This window comes from bacterium (genome assembly GCA_020440705.1).
Taxonomy (GTDB): domain Bacteria; phylum Krumholzibacteriota; class Krumholzibacteriia; order LZORAL124-64-63; family LZORAL124-64-63; genus JAGRNP01.
The window spans coordinates 25,335-47,881 of sequence record JAGRNP010000005.1; the positions used below are offsets into that span (position 1 = coordinate 25,335).

The 22,547-nt window shown below is 71.0% G+C and carries 16 protein-coding genes; 1 reads left to right on the forward strand and 15 read right to left on the reverse strand.

Annotated features, from left to right (window positions below; genetic code table 11):
• Position 1 precedes the first annotated feature (1 nt).
• The 12 genes from ybeY to KDM41_01840 all read right to left on the reverse strand — a co-directional run bounded on the left by ybeY (position 2) and on the right by KDM41_01840 (position 14,866).
• Complete coding sequence (gene ybeY / locus KDM41_01785) at positions 2-532, reverse strand: rRNA maturation RNase YbeY (GenBank protein ID MCB1182133.1); 531 nt, start codon at positions 530-532, stop codon at positions 2-4.
• Positions 529-2,835, reverse strand: coding sequence for an HDIG domain-containing protein (locus KDM41_01790; protein ID MCB1182134.1), 2,307 nt, complete (start codon positions 2,833-2,835; stop codon positions 529-531). The genes ybeY and KDM41_01790 overlap by 4 nt, the downstream gene beginning before the upstream one ends.
• Before the next feature lie 46 nt (positions 2,836-2,881).
• Positions 2,882-3,853 (reverse strand): PhoH family protein, encoded by a 972-nt coding sequence (locus KDM41_01795; GenBank protein MCB1182135.1) that lies wholly within the window; start codon positions 3,851-3,853, stop codon positions 2,882-2,884.
• Positions 3,854-3,906: 53 nt separating this feature from the next.
• Positions 3,907-5,679: an aspartate--tRNA ligase gene (gene aspS / locus KDM41_01800; GenBank protein MCB1182136.1), complete on the reverse strand. Its 1,773-nt coding sequence runs from the start codon at positions 5,677-5,679 to the stop codon at positions 3,907-3,909.
• Between the two features lie 20 nt (positions 5,680-5,699).
• Positions 5,700-6,974 (reverse strand): histidine--tRNA ligase, encoded by a 1,275-nt coding sequence (locus KDM41_01805; protein MCB1182137.1) that lies wholly within the window; start codon positions 6,972-6,974, stop codon positions 5,700-5,702.
• Between the two features lie 94 nt (positions 6,975-7,068).
• A complete protein-coding gene (locus KDM41_01810; GenBank protein MCB1182138.1) occupies positions 7,069-8,004 on the reverse strand; it encodes a hypothetical protein in 936 nt (311 codons plus the stop codon).
• Positions 7,997-8,956: a hypothetical protein gene (locus KDM41_01815; GenBank protein ID MCB1182139.1), complete on the reverse strand. Its 960-nt coding sequence runs from the start codon at positions 8,954-8,956 to the stop codon at positions 7,997-7,999. Before KDM41_01815 ends, KDM41_01810 begins: the two co-directional genes overlap by 8 nt.
• Complete coding sequence (locus KDM41_01820) at positions 8,953-10,266, reverse strand: N-acetylmuramoyl-L-alanine amidase (GenBank protein MCB1182140.1); 1,314 nt, start codon at positions 10,264-10,266, stop codon at positions 8,953-8,955. Before KDM41_01820 ends, KDM41_01815 begins: the two co-directional genes overlap by 4 nt.
• A 296-nt stretch (positions 10,267-10,562) precedes the next feature.
• Positions 10,563-11,495, reverse strand: coding sequence for a M23 family metallopeptidase (locus tag KDM41_01825; GenBank protein ID MCB1182141.1), 933 nt, complete (start codon positions 11,493-11,495; stop codon positions 10,563-10,565).
• Between the two features lie 316 nt (positions 11,496-11,811).
• On the reverse strand, positions 11,812-12,666 hold the full coding sequence (locus tag KDM41_01830) for an RNA polymerase sigma factor RpoD/SigA (GenBank protein ID MCB1182142.1): 855 nt from the start codon (positions 12,664-12,666) through the stop codon (positions 11,812-11,814).
• 29 nt (positions 12,667-12,695) lie between these two features.
• Positions 12,696-14,135 (reverse strand): trypsin-like peptidase domain-containing protein, encoded by a 1,440-nt coding sequence (locus tag KDM41_01835; protein MCB1182143.1) that lies wholly within the window; start codon positions 14,133-14,135, stop codon positions 12,696-12,698.
• A gap of 248 nt (positions 14,136-14,383) precedes the next feature.
• Positions 14,384-14,866 carry a hypothetical protein gene (locus KDM41_01840; GenBank protein ID MCB1182144.1) on the reverse strand — a complete coding sequence of 161 codons (483 nt, stop codon included), beginning with the start codon at positions 14,864-14,866 and terminating at the stop codon, positions 14,384-14,386.
• A 101-nt stretch (positions 14,867-14,967) separates the two neighbouring features.
• On the opposite strand from KDM41_01840, the gene KDM41_01845 reads away from it, so the two are divergent.
• Positions 14,968-15,768, forward strand: a complete 801-nt coding sequence (locus KDM41_01845) for a UDP-2,3-diacylglucosamine diphosphatase (GenBank protein ID MCB1182145.1) — start codon at positions 14,968-14,970, stop codon at positions 15,766-15,768.
• 69 nt (positions 15,769-15,837) lie between these two features.
• Here the strand turns inward: KDM41_01845 and KDM41_01850 are convergent, their stop codons facing one another.
• The 3 genes from KDM41_01850 to KDM41_01860 all read right to left on the reverse strand — a co-directional run bounded on the left by KDM41_01850 (position 15,838) and on the right by KDM41_01860 (position 22,531).
• A complete protein-coding gene (locus KDM41_01850) occupies positions 15,838-16,773 on the reverse strand; it encodes a PorV/PorQ family protein (protein MCB1182146.1) in 936 nt (311 codons plus the stop codon).
• A gap of 68 nt (positions 16,774-16,841) precedes the next feature.
• On the reverse strand, positions 16,842-20,273 hold the full coding sequence (locus KDM41_01855; protein ID MCB1182147.1) for a hypothetical protein: 3,432 nt from the start codon (positions 20,271-20,273) through the stop codon (positions 16,842-16,844).
• Positions 20,274-20,644: 371 nt separating this feature from the next.
• Positions 20,645-22,531 (reverse strand): DUF4384 domain-containing protein, encoded by a 1,887-nt coding sequence (locus KDM41_01860; protein MCB1182148.1) that lies wholly within the window; start codon positions 22,529-22,531, stop codon positions 20,645-20,647.
• Positions 22,532-22,547: the final 16 nt, after the last annotated feature.

Consider the following 22,547-nt stretch of genomic DNA (forward strand, 5'->3'; position numbering starts at 1 on the left):
CTCAACTCCTCCGTCGCAGGGGATGGGCCAGGCCCTCCCCCGCCAGCAGGCTTTCCTCGAGGTCGCGCATGGCTTCGGTCTCGACCTCGTCGCGGTGGTCCCAGCCCAGCAGGTGCAGGCAGCCGTGCACCACGAGCAGGGGGATCTCGTCAGCCAGGGGCCAGCCGTTCTGCGCGCAGCGGGCCGCGATGAACGCCGGTGCCAGCACCAGTTCGCCGACCGCGCCGGCCCCGGGCAACTCCGACGGCCACAGGTCGCAGGCCGCCCCGCGCGCACCGGCGGCCAGCACCGGCTCCCCGTCGCCGGCCTCCTCCAGGTACGAGAACGAGAGCACGTCGGTCACGCCGTCGCCGTCCCGGTACTCGCGGTTCAGGTCGGCCATGGCCGCGTCGTCCACCAGCACCACGTCCACGTCCCAGGCCGGATCGCCGAGGGCCCCGGCCAGACGCCCCAGCCGGGCCCAGCCCTCCCCGTGGAAGACCGCCGAGGTCCCGTCCGGGCCCGACCGCCGCTCGACCAGCGTCAGCCTCACGTCCGCGCCTTCCGTTCGCCCTTGCGCTCGGGCACCTTGTCCTGGCCCTTGTCCCCCTGGCCGGGGTACACGATCCGCGAATGGTGGATGCCCGTCAGCAGCGGCACGAAGGCGTCGCGGATCCGCGCCAGATCGCTCAGCGAGAGATTCGACTCGTCCAGCTCGCCGCTCAGCATGCGCTTGTCCAGGATCTGCTTCGTGATCTCCTTGATGCGGCTCGGCGTCGGCTTGGCCAGCGAGCGCGTCGCCGCCTCCATGGCGTCGGCCAGCATCAGGATCGCCGTCTCCCGCGACTGGGGCTTGGGCCCCGGATAGCGGAAGTCGTCCACCTTGACGGTCTCGTTGCCGTCGGCCTCGAGGGCCTTGTGGTAGAAGTACTCCATCACCATGGTGCCGTGGTGCTCCGGGATGAAGTCGATGATCATCTGCGGCAGCCGCCACTTGCGCGCCAGCTCGATGCCGTCCTTCACGTGGGCGGCGATGACGAGCGCGCTCATGCTCGGGCTGAGCTCGTCGTGCTTGTTCGATTCGGGCCGCTGGTTCTCCACGTAGTAGGCCGGTTTCTGCATCTTGCCGATGTCGTGGAAGAGCGCCCCGACCCGCGTCAGCAGGGCGTTGGCGTCGATGGCCCGCGCCGCGTGCTCGGCCAGCTGGCCCACCACCTGGCTGTGGTGGTAGGTGCCCTGGGCCTCGAGGGCCATGCGCTGCAGGAGCGGATGGTTCAGGTCCGAGAGCTCGAGCAGCGTCAGGTCCGAGCACACGCCCACCAGCGGTTCGACCACCGGCAGCAGGAAGAGCCCGAAGGCCACCGAGAGGATCGGCGTGAAGACGCCCACGAGATAGATGTGGTCGCCCTCGTGCCCGAGCCCCTCGGCCCCGAGCAGGAAGATCAGCGCCACCGCCAGGCCCGACTGCAGCAGGATCGTGCGGTAGAACTGGCTGCGTTTCTGCACGCGGCGCACCGAGAGCACCGTCACCATGCCCATGACGAACCAGGCGAAGAGCGCCGGCGCGGTCACCCCCGGCACCACCGCCAGGAGCACCACGGCCATCATCGTGGTCGTGTAGCCGACGCGGCCCTTGAAGAGCACCGTCGTCAGCAGCGAGAGCAGCACGATGGGCACGCCCATGGGCCCGAGGCTCGGCCGGGACAGGGCCAGCGAGGCGCCGAAGAGGTACAGGGCCACGATCACCGTCAGCGCCAGCAGGCGGCGCCAGTGCCGGACGTCCGGCCGGAAGTGGATCACGGCCAGCCAGCCGTAGAGCCCGAGCCCCAGCAGCACCAGCAGCAGCCGCGTGAAGTAGCGGGTCGCCCGACCGCCGGCGTCCTCGCCGCCCCCCCGCGCGATCAGCAGGTCGGCCAGCGCGGCCAGGTAGACGGCCTGCTGCTGGGTCACGCGCACGCCGCGGTCGACGATCCGCTCGCCGCTGATGAACTCGCGGCGGGTCGGGACGCCCTGCCGGGCCAGCTCCTGGCGCTCCCCCGTCTGGTCCGGGTCGTAGACCAGGTTCGGCCGCACGAAATGCCGCAGCAGGGCGGCCGTCTCCACCGATTCGAGGGGGCCCATGCCCGCCGAGCGCAGGGCCGCCGTGAGCCGCTCCTGCAGGTTGGCCTGGGCCACGACCCGGTCGCGGTCCCGCAGCTGCTCGGCCTGGTCGCCGAGCACGACGACCTTGTCGTAGCGTCCGGCGGGCAGCATGTCCACCACGCCGCCCCGCTTGATGGCGAGCCACGCCGCCTCGATGCGCGGCACCAGGGAATCGGGTTCGTCGGCGCGCAGCAGACGCCCCAGCTCGCCGGCGCCGGCGGTCGGGAACTGGAGCTGCAGCAGCCCCACCTTGTCGGCGTCCGGCGTGACCTCGTCGGCCAGCGAGCGGCCGAGAGCCGCGATGAAGAGCTCCATGCGCGCGTCGGACTGCTCGTCGGCCAGGCTGCGCAGCACCGGCGGCTCCACCACCACGCGTTCCAGACGGGTCATCTCCACGTCGCGGTCGAGCAGGGGCGCATCGAAGGCGAAGGGCGCCCGGATCTCCTCGGCCGCGATCTCGCCCGCCTCCGGGAAGTCGAGCGACAGCCGCGGCACGGGCGGGAACAGCACCAGGTGCAGCAGCAGCAGGGCCCCGCCCGCGGCCAGCAGCCACGCCGGCGTGCGATCGGTGCGCTTCGCCTCGGCCGCGGCCGCCTTGGCCCCGCCGGCCTTGGCGGTGGCGCCCTTGGCGGCCCCGCGCCCGATCACCTTCCCCTCGCGGGCGGCGGCATCGCGCCGGAACACCCCGAGGATCGTCTGCAGCCAGTCGGCCATCTTGGCACCTTCCTTCCGGCGGACGCACGCGACGTCCCGACCGGGTTCAGTCCCGGTCCCGCTCCACCCCGGCGGCCTCGAACGCATCGACGATGCGCCGCACCAGCGGGTGCCGCACCACGTCGCGCCCGTCCAGGTCGACGAAGGCCACGCCCTCGGTGGCCGCCAGGATGCTGCGCACGTGCACCAGTCCCGACTCGCGGTTCTGGGGCAGGTCGATCTGGGTGATGTCCCCGGTGACCACGGCCTTCGACTGGAAGCCGAGCCGGGTCAGGAACATCTTCATCTGGCCCACGGTCGTGTTCTGGGCCTCGTCCAGGATCACGAAGGAGTTGTTCAGCGTGCGCCCCCGCATGTAGGCCAGCGGCGACGCCTCGATGACCCCGCTGGCCATGTAGCGCGCGATCCGGGCGGCCCCCGTGATGTCCGACAACGCGTCGTAGAGCGGGCGCAGGTAGGGGTTGATCTTCTCCTGCAGGTCGCCCGGCAGGAAGCCCAGCTGCTCGCCCGCCTCCACCGCCGGCCGCACCAGCACGATGCGGTCGACCAGGTTCCGCTTCAGGTAGTCCATGGCCATGACCACGGCCAGGAAGGTCTTGCCCGTCCCGGCCGGACCGGTGGCGAACACGACGTCGTGGTCCCGCACCGCGTCCACGTAGGCCTGCTGGCCCGCCGTCTTGACCTTCACCGCGAGACGGCTCCCGGCGGCGAAGAGCAGCGGCTCGTCGCCCGGCGGAGGGCCGGCGTCGTCCGCCTCGTCGCCCCCCACGTGCCGCCGCCACAGGTACTCCAGGGTCACCTGGTCCACGAGCTGACCGTGCCGGACCCGTTCGATGAGGTCGCGGCACACCTCCTGCATGGCGCCGACGTCGGCCGCCGGCCCTTTCAGGAAGAGCCGGTCTCCGCGCACGCTCACCGTGCCGCCGAAGCGGGCGGCCAGGAAGCGCAGGTTGGCGTCGCCGGCGCCGACCAGGGCCAGCTGATCGACGCCGTCCAGATCGAGATGGGCCTCCGCCACGTGGTCGGTCGTGCGGGGGCGCCGGCCCGTGGCCGTCCTGCCGCGGCCCCTGCTCACTTCTGCTCCGCCCTGTCGCCGCCCGGCGGCGGCGTGATCGCCAGGTTCAGCTCCTTGAGCTGGGCGGCGCTGATGGGGCCCGGGCTGCCGTCGAGGGGCGAGGCGGCCAGGGTCGTCTTCGGGAACGCGATGACCTCGCGCAGCGACGGGCTGCCGGTCAGGAGCATGACGATGCGGTCCAGGCCCAGGGCGATGCCGCCGTGGGGCGGCGCGCCGTAGCCCAGCGCGTCCAGGAAGAACCCGAACTTCATCATGTACTCCTCCTCGGGCATCCCCACGATCCTGAACACCCGCTCCTGCAGTTCGCGCTGGTGGATCCGGATGCTGCCCGAACCGAGCTCGACGCCGTTGCAGACCAGGTCGTAGAGCTGGGCGCGGCCGCGGCCGGGGTCCTCCTCCAGGCCGGCCACGTCCTCGGGGCGCGGCTGGGTGAACATGTGGTGGCAGGCGGTCCAGCTGCCGTCGGCGTTCTGCTCGAAGAGGGGGAAGTTGCGCACCCAGGCCAGGGCCCACTCGCCCGCCGGGATCCAGTCGGCCCGCTTCGCCATTTCCAGCCGCACCGCGCCGAGGGACTCCACCACCATCGACCACTTGCCGGCCACGAACACGACCAGGTCGCCGTCCTTGGCGCCGGTGCTCTCCAGCAGCGCGGCCTGGAATTCGTCCGACAGGAACTTGGCGATGCCCGTGTCCAGCCTGCCGCCGGTCACCTTGGCCCGCGCGAGGCCGAACGCCCCCTTGGCCTTGGCGATCTCCTCGAGCTCGTCCACCTGCTTGCGGCTCCACTCGGCCAGGCCCTCGCCCACGAGACAACGCACGGTGCCGCCCTCGGCCAGCGCGCTCTCGAACACGCTGAAGCCGCAGCCGGGCACCAGGGCGTCCACGTCGTGGATCCGGCAGCCGAAGCGCAGGTCGGGCTTGTCCGAACCGTAGAGGTTCATGGCCTCGTCGTACGAGATGCGCGGGAACGGGATGGGCAGATCGATGCCCGACGCCTCGGCGAAGATGCGCGCCATCATCTCCTCGATCACCGTGAAGATGTCGTTCTCGCCGACGAAGCTCATCTCCAGATCGATCTGGGTGTGCTCCGGCTGGCGGTCGGCCCGCAGGTCCTCGTCGCGCAGGCAGCGCGCGAGCTGGAAGTAGCGGTCGACGCCGCTGGCCATGAGGATCTGCTTGTAGAGCTGCGGCGACTGGGGCAGGGCGTAGAACTGCCCGTGATGGATGCGGCTGGGCACCACGTAGTCGCGGGCGCCCTCGGGCGTGGTCTTGATCAGCAGCGGCGTCTCGACCTCCAGGAAATCCTGGCTCGAGAGGTAGTTCCGCGCCGCCATGGCCACGCGGTGCCGGACCTTCATGTTCTCGGCCATGACCGGATGCCGCAGGTGGATGTAGCGGTGCTTCAGGCGCAGCTCCTCGCTGGCTTCCCAGGCCTGGTCGACCTGGAACGGCAGCGGCCGGCAGCCGTTGAGGATCGTCACCTCGCGGGCCACGATCTCGACCGCCCCGGTGTCCATGTCCGGATTCACCATGTCGTCGGGCCGGCGGCGCACGGTGCCCGTCACGCCGAGCACCGACTCGAGCTTGAAGCCCTTGCTCAGCTCGAGGGGCTGACCGTCCTCGCAGACCACCTGGACCATGCCGTACCGGTCCCGCAGGCCGACGAAGACCACGCCGCCCAGATCGCGGATGCGGGCGGCCCAGCCGGCCACCTTCACCTCTTCGCCGACCAGTCCCTCATTGATCACGCCGCAGCGGTGCGTGCGCAGTGCGCTCGTGTTGTTCCCGTTCACCCTTCGAGTACCTCCCGAACCGCGGCCGGGATCGCGTCCCGCGCCACCGGTTCCTGTTCACCGGTTGCCAGGTTCCGCAGCACCATGGTGCCGCCCGCCAATTCCTCGTCGCCCACCACGAGCATCACCCGCGCCCGGCGCAGGTTCGCTCCCTTGGCCTGGGCCTTGACCGCACGGCCGGTGGTGTCGACCTCGACGCGCCAGTCGCGCCGCAGGACGTCCGCCACCACGAAGCCCGCCTGCTGGGCCGCCAGACCCGCGCAGGCCACGTACACGTCCACGGCCGTCTGCGGGCTGCGCTGCGGATCGAACGGCGTGTCGTCCAGGTGCAGCAGCGTCCGCTCGACGCCGATGGAGAAGCCGACCGCCGGCGTGGGCGGCCCACCGCACTCCTCGACCAGGTGGTCGTAGCGCCCCCCGCCGCACAGGCTGCTCTGCTTGCGGCCGCTGGTCGCCGTGATCTCGAAGGTCGTGCGGCAGTAGTAGTCCAGCCCCCGCACCAGGGCCGGATCCGCCTCGATCGGCACGTCCAGCTCGGTCAGGCACGCCGTCACCACGGCGTGGTGCTCGCGGCAGGCGGGGCACAGGGCGTCGGTGATGGGCTTGAAATCCCGCAGCAGCTCCTGCACCCCCGCGTCCTTGGCGTCGTACAGCCGCAGGGGGTTGATGTCGATCCGCCCCTGCATCTCGGGCGGGATCCGGTCCAGGTTCGCCTTCAGGAACACCTTCAGATCATCGAGATAAGCCGGCCGACAAGAAGGACATCCGATGCTGTTCAACTTCACCGTCAAGCCCTCGGCGCCCACGGCCTCGAACAGCGCCATGGCCGTGCGGATGACCTCGGCATCGAGCACCGGGCTGTCCGAACCGAGGGCCTCGACCCCCACCTGGTGGAACTGCCGGTAGCGACCGGCCTGCGGCTGGTCGTGGCGGAACATGGGCGCCAGGTAGCAGAACTTCATGGTGCCCGGCTGCCGCGTCAGGCCGTTCTCCAGGTAGGCGCGGACCACCGAAGCCGTCATCTCCGGCCGCAGGGTGAGGCTGTCGCCACCCTTCGTCTCGAAGGTGTACATCTCCTTGTCGACGATGTCGGTGCCCTCGCCCACCGAGCGCAGGAACAGCCCGGTCGGCTCCATGATCGGGGTGCGGATCTCGCCGTACCCGAAGCGATCGAGCACCGCGGACCAGCGGGCCTCGGCCCACTTCCAGCGCTCCATCTCCCCGAGCATCAGGTCGCGGGTGCCCCGCAGACGCTGGTACTTGATCTTCATGGGGTCCTTTCCCCGGTTGTCCTGGTCATGCCCTGACCGGATCGCTGCGCAAGGACGGCCGGCCGTCCGGCCCGCCGCGTCGCGACAATATGGCTCATTCGGCCCCGTCGAGCCAACTTCCCGCGAACCGCCGGCGCACGAGCTCGAAGTCGGGCTCGAGCAGCAGGTTGAATCCGGACAGGTGCACCGCCGCCAGGGCCAGCCGCAGTTCGCGGTCGGCCGGGGACTCGTCCTCGCTCTGGCGCCCCACCGCGGCCAGGGTCTCGCCGCAGCGCAGGCGCACGTGGCGGGGCAACTGGCGCGACGCGAGCACGACCAGGTCGGGCACCGGCGGCACCACCTCGCGCACGCCGAAGTCCGCGGCCGCAAGCAGCCCCGCGGCGACGAAGCGGTCCAGATCCCACTGGCGCACCAGGGCGTAGTCGAAAGCGCCCAGGCGCAGCGCGTGCAGCACCGGCGCATGGTCGAGGGGGTCGGGCCCGCAGGCCAGCCCCGCCGGCCACCGGCGCAGACCGGCCTCCCGCAGGGCTCCGCTCGCCACCAGGGTCAGCGAGTCGCCGCAGACGGTGCGCGCCCGCCGGCTGCGCCACGGCGCCGCCTCTTCGCCGGCCGCCAGGCGCCACACCAGGACGCCGCTCGGCCGCAGGTTCCGCGGCGCGGGCCGGCGCACCGAGGCCACCGGGAGGTACTCCCCCGGTCCGGCCGCCAGGGCCAGGCCGTCGGGCGCCAGCACGAAGGCGGGTGTCCGCGCGAGTTCCCGACCGTAGGCCGCCAGGTCGCGGACCACGATCAGTCCCAGCTCCCGACCGCTGGCCGCCGCCAGATGTTCCTGCAGATGGCCGTACACGCCGGCGACCCGCGTGTCGTCGCCGCTGGGGTCGAACACCAGCAGCGAGGGAGCCTCGAGGTGCGTCTCGGCCCGGGGCCACAGCACGGCCCCCAACGCCAGCACCACGACCAGCCCCGCGGCCGCGGCCGTGACGCGCCCCGGCCCGCGTCGCGTCGCGCCGCTGCCACCCGCTTCAGTCACCGGGATTCTCCGACACGCGCAGGGTGTCCGGCCGGCCGGGCACCACGTTCCCCACGACGACCTGCAACTCGGCGGGGACCACGCCCAGCAGGGTCAGCCCCTCGGGCAGGGAGACCTGCCCGGCCACCATGTGCAGCCCCAGATCCAGGTTGCCCACCGCCACCGTCACCAGGACGCGGTCCGAGCCCAGGGCCCGCACCGAATCGGCCACGCCGCGCACCATGACGTCCACCACGGGCGGCGACACCCCGACCTCGGGCTGGCCCGCGTCGACCAGGGGAATCACCGGCACGTTGGCCAGGGTCCGCTCGATCAGCGGCGCCACCTGCAGGGCGACCTGCACATCCTTGGAAGCCATGGTCAGATGTTCGTGGGGCACCACCAGGGCCGCCGCCACCGTGCCCGAGTCGCCGATCCGGCCGAGGTCCACGGGCGCCGTGGCGACGAAGCCCTCGGCGGGGAAGAACCGCTCAGGGCCGGTGACGACCACCGAGTCGGGCGCCACCACGGGCGGCACCAGGAAGCCGGTGCCGTTCGGCAGGGTCCCCTTCGTCGTCAGGCGCACGGGCAGCTTGCGGGTCAGTTCGCGGTCCAGCTTGATGCGCAGCCGCACGGGCGGCTGCACCCCCACCACCGTCAGGTCGGTGAAGACGTCGTTCTGATCCAGCTCGTAGGAGAAGGTCGGGCCGGCGGTCCGATCCGAGACGTTCACCCGCACCTCGCCCAGGTACCGGTTGAAGTAGTTGTGCGACAGGAGCCGCAGCTTGCTGCCCTGGACCCGCACCTTCACCGTCTTCGGCAGATCGCTCCCCGCCGCGGTCAGGCCCTCGGCCACGCCGGCCAGCCGCAGGGGCAGCCGCGTCGCCTGCTCCACCGACGAGGTCGAGGCCACCTGCACCCAGATGACCACCGACACCACGAAGCAGCTGATCTTCAGGCCGAGTCGGTTCATGGCTCCCGTTCCGTTTCGGGCAGCCGCAGGACCTGCCCCACGGCCAGCGCGCCCGACGCCAGGTTGTTCCGGCGCGAGATCTCGTTCACGGTCGTGCCGTGCTGCCGGGCCAGCCCCCACAGGCTGTCGCCCCGGCGGACCCGGTAGTCGCGGGTCCAGCCGCCATGGTCGCGGGCCCAGTCGTGCCCGCCGGCCGCGAGGCGGGCCAGCCCCTCGTCGTCGCGGCGCCAGGCCAGCACCCCGGCCACGACCGTGGCCGCCAGGTCGCGTCGCCCCTGCCGGTCGGCGAGGACCGCCATGTCGTGCGGGTTGGACATGTAGGCCAACTCGACCAGCGCCGACGGCATGGCCAGGCTCTTCAGCACATGGAAACCCGCCTGCTTGACGCGTCGGCCCTCCACGATGCCGCTCGCGTCCCCGGCGTCGAGCAGGTGGTGGGCCAGCCGTCCCGACTCCTTCAGCACCTGCGTCATGCGCAGGTCCATCAGGATGTCCATCACCAGTTCGCCGTGCTCCTGTCCCGGCGCCAGGCCCACCAGGTGGGCCGCATTCTCCGCGTCGGCCAGCTCCTTGGCCTCGCGGTCGGTGGCGCCCTGCAGGGAGAGGAAGTAGACCTCCATGCCGTCCACCGCTTCCCGGGCGTGGGTGTTGCAGTGGATGGAGAGGAAGAGGTCACCCTCCTCGCGGCGGGCGAAGTCGACCCGCTGGTTCAGCTCGCGGCCGTAGTCGCCCGTACGCGTCAGCAGCGCCTCGTAGCCCGGCACCGCGTTGAGCAACCGCACCATCTCCCGGGCGACGTCGAGGGTGATGTCCTTCTCGACGAACTCGCCCCGCATAGCGCCCGGATCGAGTCCGCCGTGACCGGGATCGACGATCACCCGGAACGGCCGCGGGGCCGCCGCGACGGGCCCGGCCACGGCCGATGCCACCTGCGCATCCGGCGCATCCAGCGCGGCCTCGCGCAGCACGTCCACCACGATGCGGTCGGCCCGGCCCCCGGTCGCCGGCAGGCTGAAGCTGCGGAACTCGGCCCGGGCCGGCAGGTCGATGACGACCTGCGCCCGGCGCGCTCCGGGGTTGGGCCGGATGCGCTCGACCACGCCGTCCCCCACGACGAGTGGCTCGCTCACGGCGAGCTCCGCCCCGGCGATGTTGATGGCGATCCGGTCGGGATCCGCCACGCGCCGGACCTCGAACGAGCCCGGGGCGCTCATGTCCAGCACGACGCGCGTGTACTCCGGGCCCGAGAAGTGGCGGATCGCCTGGACCTCCCGGCCCGCGGCCGGCACCGCGGCGCCGAGCGCCAGCACCCACAAAAAAACCGCGGTGGAACGACGCGTTCCTCCCCGGGACATGAGGCCGAAACCTGGGCGGATTCGCCGGACAACCTCCGGGAGAACCGGACTGCGGCGCAGTGTCATGGATCGGGCTCCTTCGCCGATGACGGGACCGTCCGCCACCGTCCGACTCCGTTCGGACTCGCGAACACGCCCTTCCAGCGTCAAAGTATCATACCCACGGCCGGTGCGCCAAGGAATTTGGCCGCCCGAATCCCGCCAAATCGGCGGCAATCCAGCGTTTAGGCCAACCCGGCGAACCGGTGCGATCAGTGCCGCGCCGCGTAGGAGTCGAGGATGTAGGTCAGGGGATTGACGGGGCGTCCGCCGACGCGGATCTCGTAGTGCAGATGGGGCGCCGAACTGCGGCCGCTGTTGCCCGAACGGGCGATCACGTCCCCGCGCACGACGCGTTCGCCCTTCTTGACGAGGACCTCGTTCAGGTGGGCGTAGACCGTGACGACCCCGTTGCCGTGATCGATCTTCACCACGCGTCCGAAGCCCCGCTGCTGCTGCACGGCGAGCACGGTGCCGTCGCCCGAGACCCGCACGTCGGTCCCGATGGGCACCGAGAAGTCGAGGCCGCGGTGGAAGGTCTGCTTGGCCGTGAAGGGGTCCTTGCGGAAGCCGAAGCGCGAACTCATCCAGCCGGTGTCCACCGGCCGGATCGAGGGGATGTGGCCGCGCACGACCTCGCGCGCGGCGAGCGTGTCGATCATGGCCAGGTAGCCCGCCCGCTGGATCTTGGCCTGGCGCAGCATCTGGTCGAGGCGTTCGCCCAGATCGCCGCCGCCGGACCGGCCGTCCAGCCCCGGCACCTCGACGGGCGACAGGTCCGTCGGCCCGCGTCCGCCCACACCGGCGGCGAAGGTCTCGTCGTCGACTCCCGGCAGGTTGATGGCCGCGGCCACCACGTTCTGGACCTCGTGCACCCGGTCGATCTCGCCGCGCAGACCGTCGACCCGCCCCTCGAGGCCGTCGATGGTCGCCATGAGCGCGCGGTTCTCCTTCTGGAACCTGGAGCCCCCGGGCAGCCAGCTGTTGCCGGTGCCGACCCCCACGCCGTACAGCACCGACACGCCGACCAGCACGAGCAGCGTGCCGCCGACGCCCACGATCAGGCCGCGCGGCAGACGGAACTGCCGACTCGCGCCGTGATCCTCGGGCATGTACAGGAAGGTGTAGGATTTCTTGAGCTTCATCGTTCCGTCGTCAGGGCCGCAACATCCATGGGTACGGGAGTCGGCGGGAAAAAAAGCCCCCGTCGACCCATCCGGGTCCCGGGGCCGGCAGGCGCTCCGCACCAGCGGTGCGCGGAAACATGCCTCTTCGCCCCGTCTTTGTCAATCCCCCGGCCCGCCCCCTCGATCCGGCCCCTCACCCGGGACCGCTCCGGGGCGCGCCGCGGAACCACAAGCAAGGACCGGGCCATTCAGGACGCCACCGTCCCGTTTCCTCCCCCATGCGCAACGGGGAGGACCCCAGGCCCTCCCCGTCCGCTCCGGCTTCGACCGGAATCTAGTAGTAATCGTACAGAACGCTGCGGTTCTTGGAGTTGCGCAGCTTGGCCAACGCCTTCTCCTTGATCTGGCGAATGCGTTCCCGCGTCAGCCCCAACCGCTCGCCGATCACCTGCAGGGTCTGGGCTTCCTCGAAGCTCAACCCGAAGTACATGATGATGATCTGGGCTTCCCGATTGCTGAGCACCTCGAGGCACTTGCGCACGTCCTCGCGCAACCCTCTCTGCAGCACAGACATGTCGGGCGTCTCGGCCTCGTCGTCGCACAGGACCTCGGCCAGGGGCCGGTCGCTCCCCATGATGCCGGCGTCCTCCAGGCCCAGCTCGGTCCGGTCGCTGCGCAGGGCGTGGATCACGTCGCTGCGGTCCAGGTCGAGCCGCTCGGCGATCTGCCCCGGACTGGGGTTCGGATTGCCCTCGTTCTGCAGGATCGAGCGGGTGCGGTTGATCTTGATCAGCAGCGCCGTCTGGTTCTGGGGCAGACGGATGGTGCGCGACTTGTCCAGCAGCGCCTGCATGATCGACTGGCGGATCCACCACACGGCGTAGGAGATGAAACGGTACCCGCGCTCCTCGTCGAAGCGGTGGGCCGCCTTGAGCAGGCCCAGGTTGCCCTCGTTGATCAGATCCGAGAGCATCAGGCCCTGGTTGATGTAGCGCTTGGCCACCGAGACCACGAAACGCAGGTTGGCCCGCACGAGGATCTGGAGCGCCTCCTCGTCGCCGTCCTTGATGCGCCGCGCGAGGGCGACTTCCTCTTCCCGCTCGAGCAGGTCGTAGCGGTTGATGTCACGGAAGTAGACCTCGAGGCCCTTCTCGTGCATCGCCGGGAGTATATTCCTCTTGCCAGCCATGGGAGCCCTCCCTGCCAGCGTGGGGGTACCTAGTTCTCGATCCCGCGTGAGCGGGGCTGGACCATGACGGTGTTCTCCTGGCCTCCGGTCCGCACGCGGACCAGCAGGGGATCCAGGCGGGACGCCCATTGCGCCTTGGCCTGTTCGTAGGACGCGAGGTCCATGATCTCCTGATCGGCGATGGAGAGCAGCACGTCGCCCGGGCGGATACCGGCTTCCGCCGCGGGCTGGCCCTCCTGCACCGCCACGACCATGACGCCGGTCGTCGCGGTGACACCCAGTGCTTCGGTCAGGCGGGCGACCCGTGGGTCGTCGCTGTCGACCGAAGCGACCTCCATACCGAGCCAGCCTGCCGCCGGGGAAGCGGCCTGCGGCCCCTGATCCTTCCATTCCACGGGACGCACGGTCAGGACCAGGTCCTGGCCGCCCCGCACGATCGTCATCTTGACGTCCCGACCGGGCGTCGCCGCCCCGATCAGGAAAAGCAGATCCCGGCGCGACTCCACCGGCCGGCCGTCGAAGCCCGTCACCACGTCGCCCGCCGCGAGGCCCGCCGCCGCCGCCGGCGACTCGGCCACCACGCTCACGACCCGCGCGCCGCTGGGCGGCTCGCCGGCGATCTCCTCGCCGACGATCTGGACGACGTCCTCGGTCAGGGCGCCGAGGTAGCCGCGGATGACCCGGCCGTTGGCCCCGAGCTGCGCGTACACCGACTGCACCAGCCGACTCGGCACCGCGAAGCCGATGCCCTGTCCCCGGGCGCTGATGGCCGTGTTGACCCCGACGACCCGCCCCCGGATGTCCACCAGGGGCCCGCCGCTGTTGCCGTGGTTGATGGCGGCATCGGTCTGGATGAAGTCCTGGTAGCGCGGAGTCAGTCCCCCGATCTCCAGATCGCCCCGGCCCTTCGCGCTGACGACGCCCACGGTCAGCGAGCTCTCCAGGTTGCCGAACGGGTTGCCCACGGCGACGACCCAGGCACCCACCTCGAGCGCCTCCGAATCGCCGAACTCCAGCACGGGCAGGCGGCGGTCGCCCGGCGCGATGCGCAGCAGCGCGAGATCGGTGTTCGGGTCGCTCCCCACGAGCTCGGCGCGGTACTCGCGCTTCTCGCCGCTGAAGCGCACGAAGATGGCGTCGGCATCGGCGATCACGTGGTGGTTGGTGAGGATGTCACCGTCGGCGGTGACGACGAATCCCGACCCGGTGGACGGCGACTCGAAGCGCCCCCCCTTGCCCTCCCCGTCGGGGAAGAACTGGCGGTACATCTCCTGCAGCGGGGAGGTGCCCACACCCTCGGCGTTCACCGAACGGATGATGCGGATGTTGACCACGGCGGGCCGCACGGTGCGGCCGACCGCCACGAAGGGCGACACCCCGGGCTCTTCGCCGCGCGCCGGCAGGGGCCGCAGCAGCCCCGTCGCGAGCAGGACCACCACCAGGAACACGAAGGCGCAGACCGCCCCCATGCCAGGTGTGCCGTCCTGGACGGCAGACCGGGCCTGGGCAGACCTGCGCCTGAATGCACCGCCCCGCTCCGGGGAGAGCGGCCGGCGGGCCGGGTTCATGATGTCTCGATCCTGCGGCATTCCGCTCACCGTCCACGTGGGGTCGAGTCCGGTGAAGGGGCGAGCCGCCCGTCCGGGCCCCCGCGAGCGGGGCATCCCGGACGTTTACAGGGAACAAATGGGATTCTATCCGAAAATGAATCCTGCTGTCAATCGGCTTTTTCGGCCCCCTCGCCGGCGTCGGCATCGACGTCGTCACCGGCCGCGGCCTCCTCGTGGGGCTCGATCAGGATGGCGCTCTCGGCCCGGCCGGGATTCAGCGCCGGATCGGTCATGACCCGGGCCGCCGCCCCGGTCGTCGCCGTCGCCGCGCCGTCGGCGGTGGTCTTGCGGTCGGCGTATTCCCGCCGGATCCGGTCGATCTCGTCGTCCTTGGCCCGCAGCTCCCGCTCGAGCTGGCTGATCCGCTCGACCAGGGCCCGCACCCCGTCCTCCTCGAGGATCCCGTCGCGCTCTTCCCGCAGGCCGTTGTACACGAGGCTGCCGAGCTCGCTGAACTGCCGCTCGATGTCCCGGCTGATGCCGAACTTGTCGTACTTGCGCGTCGTGACCCGGGCGACCTCCGTGGTCTTCTCCGAAGTCACCGTGTACCACTCCATCAGGTTCTTCTTCACGTCGTCGAACAGCGACATGACGCCTCCTTTCGTCCCGCCCGCCGGGTCGCATCCGACCGCCCGGCCCGCCGGCGAGATCTCCGGTTGTCAGGGGCCCGTTCATCCTTCAGATTAGTCACATGAACGAGATCCGCCAACACCCTGCCCCCGCTGCGGGTTCCCCGCCCGAGCCCACCGTCGTCTTCGTGTCCGACTCCCACTTCCACCTGGAGCCGGATGCCGACGAGCGGGCGCGCCTCGACCGCTTCTGCGAACTGCTCGCGTGGTCCCGCGGCGCCGACCGCCTCGTCCTCCTGGGCGACATCTTCGACTTCTGGTTCGACTACCCGCATTTCCGCCTCCGGGGCTACGACCGTCTCCTCACCGCCCTCGACGAGGTGCGTGCGGCCGGCACCGAGATCACCTTCATCGGCGGCAACCACGACATCTGGGCGGCCCGCTACTTCCACGACCGCTACGGCTGCCACGCCGACGGCGAGCCCCTCACCCTCCAGCTGGGCCGGCGCCGCGTGCTGCTGACCCACGGCGACGGCCTGCTCAAGTTCGACTGGGCCTACAACAGCTTCCGGGCCGTGGTGCGCACCCGCCTCGGGGTCCTGCTCGCCAAGAGCCTCCATCCGGAGATCCTCTTCGCCCTCAGCACGTGGCTCAGCGGCCACAGCCGCGGCGCCACGCGGGACGAGGCCTCGGCCATCGAGCGCATGGCCGACCGCTGGTTCGACCGCGCCGGGGCACCCGACTGGGACCTGATGATCATGGGCCACGTCCACCACGGCCTGCACCTGCATCGGTCCGGGCGGGAGATGGTCGCCCTCGCCGGCTGGTTCTCCCCCCTCAGCTACGGCCTGCTGCGGGACGGCGAGTTCCGGCTCCTGGAGATGGGAGCCGCTCCCCTGCCCGAGCTCCGCACCCGCGCCTGATCGCCGGCCCGGCAAGCGAAAGGCCCCGCACCGGCAGTGCGGGGCCCCGAATCCGTGCCGCGCCGGGCCCTACCAGGTGAGGAGCAGGGTGAACTTGTGGCCGTCGTCGACACCTTCCAGCTTCGACTCGCCGTAGGCGTAGTCCACGCCGAGGCGGCCGGTGCGGAAGCCCACCCCCGCGGTCAGACCCTGATTGTCGTAGTTGATCCGCGTCCCCGCCCGCAGGGCCAGTTCGGGCAGCAGGCGGTACTCCGCGCCCACGTGGGCCTTCTCGGTGGTGTCGTTGGGCATGACCACGTCGCCGGCCAGGGAGAGCTTGCCGCCCAGCACGTCCGCCGGGCTCCAGTCGGCGCCGAGGCGCACGGCCGTGGGCAGGTCGAACGGGTCCTCGTTCAGGTTGATCTGGCCGCCCAGGTTCGTCACGCTCGCGGCCAACGTCAGGCCCTCGATCATGGCCTTGTGGGTCACGAAGAAGTCGAAGGCGAAGCCGGTGTCCGAGTACAGGTCGATCTTCTCGTAGACCAGCTTGGCGTTCACGCCGAAGCCGAAGCGGTCGCCGAACGGCAGGGCGTACGACGCCCCGAGGGCCACGTCGTAGGGCTTGTAGGTCCCCTCGACCAGACCCGTGTTGTCCTCGCCGCGCCGTTCGATCTCGTCGGAGTAGAGCCCCATGAAGCTGACCCCGAGCACACCGCTCCCGACCCGGTGGGCGACGAAGGCCGCCTCCTGGTTGAACAGACCGAGGTAGCGGTTGTGCTGCAGCAGCAGTTCGGTCTCGAAATCCGCGAAGACGTTGTTGGCCGGATTCCAGTACAGGGCCGCCGCGCCGCGACTGCTCGCCACGCCCGCCTCCCCCATGCCCGCTTCGCGGGCGCCCACGCCGATGCGCAGGGACAGCAACCCGGACTCGCCGGGATTCGCCGCCCGGGCCGCCGGGGCGGCCAGGCTCGCCAGCAGGCCGACCACGACCAGCGCCCCCCTCAAAGTGTTGCTCTTGCGCGCCATGGAATCCCTTTCCTCGACCGGACGCGGCCCGCGGCCCCGACCGGCGTTTGCTTGATCCGTTCCCACCGTCAGCGGACGATGGCGAACTGGATCACCTCGTGCTCGGTTCCCGCCCCCGGCGTCTCGACCGTCAGGCGACACAGGTAGAGCCCGGTCGTCGTCCCGGGCAGGTCCATTTGCAGTTCGAACGGATCGGAGGCCGGCACGTCCCGCCACGCCGACGCGCGGACGAACTCGCCCTCCAGGTTGTACACCTCGGCCCGGACCCGCCCTGCGCCCCGCAGGCGACCGCCGACCTTCAGCGGGCCGCGGCGCAGAGGGCTCGGGTAGCACATCAGGCTCCCGTCGACGAGGCCGCTGCCGGTGGCGACGCCGGGATCGCCGGCCCAGTCGGTCCGGTCGTACCAGCCGCCGCGCCAGATCGAGCCGCCGTGCATGGGCCAGACGGCCCCGAGGGCCGCCACGTCGGCCCACACCGAGACGACCGAGACCGGCTCGGTCTGCAGGCCGCGCTCGCCGTCGGTGCCCACGATACGATCGAACGTGCCGACGGCCACCAGATCGAGGTCGGCCAGGCCGCCGAGACGTCCCAGGGCCGGCGTGCCCGCGGGCGCCGGGCCCGCCAGGGGCCAGTCCGGCTCCCACTCGCCCCGGGTGCCGGTCGCGAAGAGGCGCCCGTCGCGCGTGGGGAAGATGTACTGCTCGCGGCTGTTCGCCGTGGTGACCAGTCGGGCGGCCAGAGGCTGCCCCTGCACCGTCGGTCCACCGGCGAGGTCGCCTGCCAGCGGACGCCGCGGCCAGCCGGTCTGCCAGTCGCCACCGTGCCCGACCCGGCCCAGGACATCCGGGCCGACGAACGAGCCCCCCAGGCCGAGCGGTCCGGCCACCACGCGGTCGGCCGACCACTGCCAGCCGCCGTCCGACGCACGGGGCTCGGCGCCGAAGAGGATCGTCTCGCCCCGGCCCGCCGTGTCGATCACGGCCGCGAAGAAGCGGCGATCGCCGGCACGGCTGTCCGGGGTCTCGCCCAGGGCCGGCGCCCAGGGCCCCGGCTGCCCGGCCAGTTCCCGCTCCACCAGGTTCTCGAAGAGGAGCCCATTCCAGCGGAGCAGCACCAGCCGGCGGCTCCCGCTCGCGGTGTCGGCCACCGCCACCGCCACGATGTCGTCCAGGACCGCCGGCGGCGCGGCGACGCGACCGTCCCCGAGCGACACCGACGTCAGCCGCGCCCCGTCGGGGCCGCCGAAGGCCTCGAGCCAGGCCTGCCCGCCCTCGTGGCGCACCACCGCCGCCACGACCGAGGTGCTGCCGGACGGCGGATAGACCGCCGGATCGGTGGGCAGCAGCACGGGCGGCAGCGTGCAGCCCGGCACGTCGGCGTACAGGCCGAAGGCGCCGGCTTCGACGGTGCGCACTTCGCCGCCGTCGGCGTCGAAGGCATAGATGCCGTCGGCCGCCGTGAGCACGATCTCGGGCCCCGGATCGCCGTCGATGTTGCCGAGGGCCGGCGGCAGGTTCCACGCCACCGGCTGGCCCCCGCGCAGGCCCACCGCCAGCGGCGCGAGGGTCGCCGGATCGCCGTCCGCATCCAGGTACTCGTTCAGGTCGCCATCGAGCACCCACACGTCGCCGTCGGCCCCGCCGAGGATGATCTCGTCGTCCAGCCCGGACGTGTCGAGGTTGCCCACCAGGACGTGGCTGCCGCGCAGATCCGTACCCGCCGGCAATTCCCGGCGCGCCACCAGCACCGGCGCCGCGGGGCTGGCCGGCTCGACGGTGAGCCGGAAGCTCATGGTGTCGGCGTAGTCGAAGGCCCAGTACTCGGTCAGCGTCACCGGATCGGTGTAGAGCAGGGTCATGAACGAGTCGGCGACCACGTTGCTGAATTCCCGGAAGGCCACGCCGGTGTAGGCCCCGCTGGCGGTGTCCGTGCGGGGCAGGTCGTGCGGCGTGAAGGCGTCGGTGAACTCCCCGCGAAAACTGTCGCGGTCGCTGCCGAGCAGGAAGTCCGGATCGGCGCCCGAATCGAGGTCCTGGATGCCGTCCGCCTCCTCCACATCGACCGACTTGTGGCCGGCGTCGGCGTTGAACAGGTTCGCCGGCGCATCGAAGACGTCCTGGATCAGCCCCTCGTCGATGTGCCACACGTAGACGCCGCTGCCCCAACCCAACTCGCCGAACTGGCGGGCGTTGTTCTCGCTCATGGCGAAGTCCCATTCGGCGCCGATCACCCGCTCGACCTCATCCGTCGCGGGGTCGAACTTGCCGGTGGGCGTCCCGTCGCCGTTGCCCGAGTCGGCATCGTAGAAGTCGGGCAGTCCGTTGCCGTTCTTGTCGTCACCGAAGGTCCAGGTGCGGCTGCCGTCCGGATCCTGCAGGCGGTACTCCAGCAGCCAGTACTCGCTGCCACTGATGTCGACCCGGGCGCACGCCAGCGGGCCCTGCGGATCATTCGCCGGCGTCAGCAGGTGCCGGGCGCCGTCCAGCGGTTCGGCCGTGTACGGATCGATCCAACCCATCAGGAGCTTGTTGAACGCGCACGGATGCGGCGGGATGTAGCCCAGGCCGACGAAAAGCCCGTAGCCCATCAGGCCGTACTGGCCGATCCCCTGGCTGTCGGGCCGTCCGGACGGCGTGAAGTCGCTCAGGGAGAGCATGCCCAGGTGCAGACCCACCTCGAAGCAGTACACGCCGAGGCTCCCGAAGCCGCCGCCGATGCCGCCGATGGGATCCTGCTGTTCGGTCTCGGGCAGGATGAGCACGCGGTCGATGCCCGTTCCCGCGGGGAAGCCCGGCGCCGCCAGGTAGGGCTGGGCGAGCTGACTGTCCTCGTGGGCGGCGGCGAAATCGTCCGGATCGAGATAGGTGCTGAAGATCTGCTCGGGGCTGTCGCCGAGGATGTCGGTCTCCTCGCCCGCACCGGCGTGCACGAGGATGACCGTGTCGTAGGCCGGGAAGTCGATCTCCGCCCCGAGCGAGTCGACGACCTGCTGCGCCATGAGGATGGACTGCTCACCCTCGGTCGGGTGGTCGCCGTAGTAGGCCATGGGCTGCGGGAGGTTGATCGTGCGCGGATGCACCGTGGTGCTGAGCGCCAGGCGGCCGCCGCTGACGGCGTCGAAGTAGTCGGCGACCTTGCCGAGCAGATGGTCGAAGTAGACCGAATCGTGGGCTGCGTAGTGCCGGTCGCTCTGCCGCGGCGGGGGGAAGTCGCCCGGCTCCAGCCCGTGCCGACCGAGCATCAGGCTGTCCGCGAAGTCGCACATCAGGACGATGGCGTTGAGGGTCGCCGGCGCCTTCTCGCCGGCCAGGCGCCGCCGCTGCACGCTCCGGGAACCATCTTCCCGCAGGGGGGCGCTCTGGCGCCAAAGCCGCTCCCTGACCTCGGCCGACGGGGTCGCGAAGGGACCGTCAACGGGCGGCGGGGTCGCGGCGGAACCGTTCGCGAAGGCCGGAATCAGCAGGGTCAGGGCGACCAGGGCGGCGGCTGGGATTCGCATCGACTTCGGGCCTTTCGGACTCGTCGGAACGCGGGCGGAACGGTCGCACCGCATCCGGGACTGATCCCGCGCAAGTGGGGCAAATGCAAGGGGGGCAATCGCCGCGGATTATAGGCAGCGTCCCCGACGCGGTCAATGCCGGGGACGCCTGCCCTGGAAAAGTACGGAGAGCCCAACGCGGTACCTGTCACCCCTGATCGACATTCCCTCGCCGGGCTCTCCATTCCTGTGCCGGTGTCCCCGTCCGGTCGGTTCGTGTCCCTTCCCGCATGGCTGCCAACCTTCTCGAGAACCAGGTCCCTCTCCGGCCGACGGGTGATGGGGGAGAACCACCGACACAAGCTCGAATTTCCTCTTCGCCGACGCCCTCCCTAGCGACGTCCGGTGTCGCGTCCACCGCGGGATCCGCCCGAGCGCGAACCGCCCGAGCGCGAACCGCTGCTCGAATTGCTGCTGCCGCCGGAGCGTTCCCGCGAGCCGGAGTTGCTGCGGACGCCCGCGTCCGAGGACTTGCGCGACGAACCGCCATCCGACCGCGGCTTCACCGTCTCGCGGCTCCCCGCGCGCGAACGGCTGTCATTGTCGCCCGTGGCCTCGCCGCGCCCGCGCGAGTTGTCGGTGCGCGAACGCGTGCTCTCGTCCCGGCCACGATTCGTATTCCAGACCCGCGTGCTGCGGGTGCGGGGCTGGACCGACTTGGAGTCGCCGCCTCCCCGGCTGCCGCTCGCACTGCGGGTGTTGACCGTGCCGGACGACGCGGCGCCCGACCGCCCGTTGCCGACCACGGACGAGCCTGCGTCGATCCCGCCGCCGGCGGCGCTCCGTCCGCCCACGCGGGTCGTGCCGCGCCAGGTGTCGTCGCGCGAAACGGGCACGAGCCCCGCGCGGCGGCCCTCGCCGGCCGCCGTGTGCCGGCGATCATCGCCGACGACCCGGGTCCCGGCACCGGTCCGCACGTTCTCACGGATGCGCAGGCCGCCGCGACCGTCCGCCGCCGTGCGATCGAAGTCGCGTCGGGTCCGCGTGCTGGGGGCCTCGCCGCGGTAGCGCGTGTCCGCCACGGTCCGGCCGGAGACGTCGCCGCGGGCCACGTCGACCCGGGTGCGGCTCCGCATGGCGTCCCGCTTGCTGTCAGGAACCTCGCGGGACCGCACCATGGCCGAACCGCGCTGGTACTCGCGCGTCTTGGTCGCCACGCCGTCGCGCATCTCGAGCCGCGTCCGGTCCAGGGGGCGATAGCGTCGGTGCCCGGAGTTGTACACGGTCACGCAGTCGCCATAGTAGTAGGGAGAGTAGGACCAGTCGTAGCACGCGCTCCACCCCCAGCCCCAGCCGTACCAGGGAGCGCAGCGGTAGTAGGGCCGGTACCAGTAGTTCACCCAGGGGCTCCAGGTCCAGGGGTCCAGGTACACGTACACCGGGTTGCCGTAGACCGGATAGTAGCCGTAGCGATCGTACCAGCCGTTGTACCAGGAGTAGTCGTACTCGATGGTCAGGGTGCACTCGTCCCGGTAGGGATCGTAGGCCACGTCGTCGTTGACGTGACACTGGTTGCACAGGTAGCGCGGATGCTCCACCGCCTGGTGCACGTAGTAGCTGGCGTAGTTGGTCACCACGAATTCGCCGGAGTCCTCGAGCCCGGTCACCGCGAAGTTCACCTCGTTCATGGCCAGGAACGGATCGCCCGCCACGCGGAAGTCGTAGCGCTCGGCCGCCTGCTCGTGGTGGAAGTCGATCTCCAGGGCCCGCAGGTCGAAAGGATAGCGGGACACGACGGCCTCGACCAATCCCTGCCCTTCGTTGGCCGAAACCTTCAGCTCCCGCGCGCCGGTGACCGGCAGGGCGTATTCGTGGCCCCCGAAAACGAAGCCGTCGTCGAACCGGCTGCGGGGCCAGAGCACCTCGACCACCCCGTCGGCATCGATGCGGTAGACGACGGCATAGGCGTCGCGGTTCACCTCGAAGGACACGCCGAGCTTCTCGCCCTTGCGGTAGATCTCGTCGCTGGCGCGGTCGGTCCAGACCTCCACCCGCAGCGTGTTGGTGGCGTAGTCGAAGTCGTCGGCGCCGTCCGCCTGGCTCCGCGTGTAGTCGTCGATGGTCTTGGCCGGCTGATAGGCCGCCGCGCCCCCCACTTCGCCAGCGGGCGACTGGGCGCCGGCAGCCGTCGCCAGGAGTCCAGCCAGGAGGAACAGGGCCAGGGCGAAGAAGCCCTTCGGTCGGGAGTGTTCGTGGAGTTGCGTTCGCAAGCAGGTCATGGCTTCACTCTCCTTT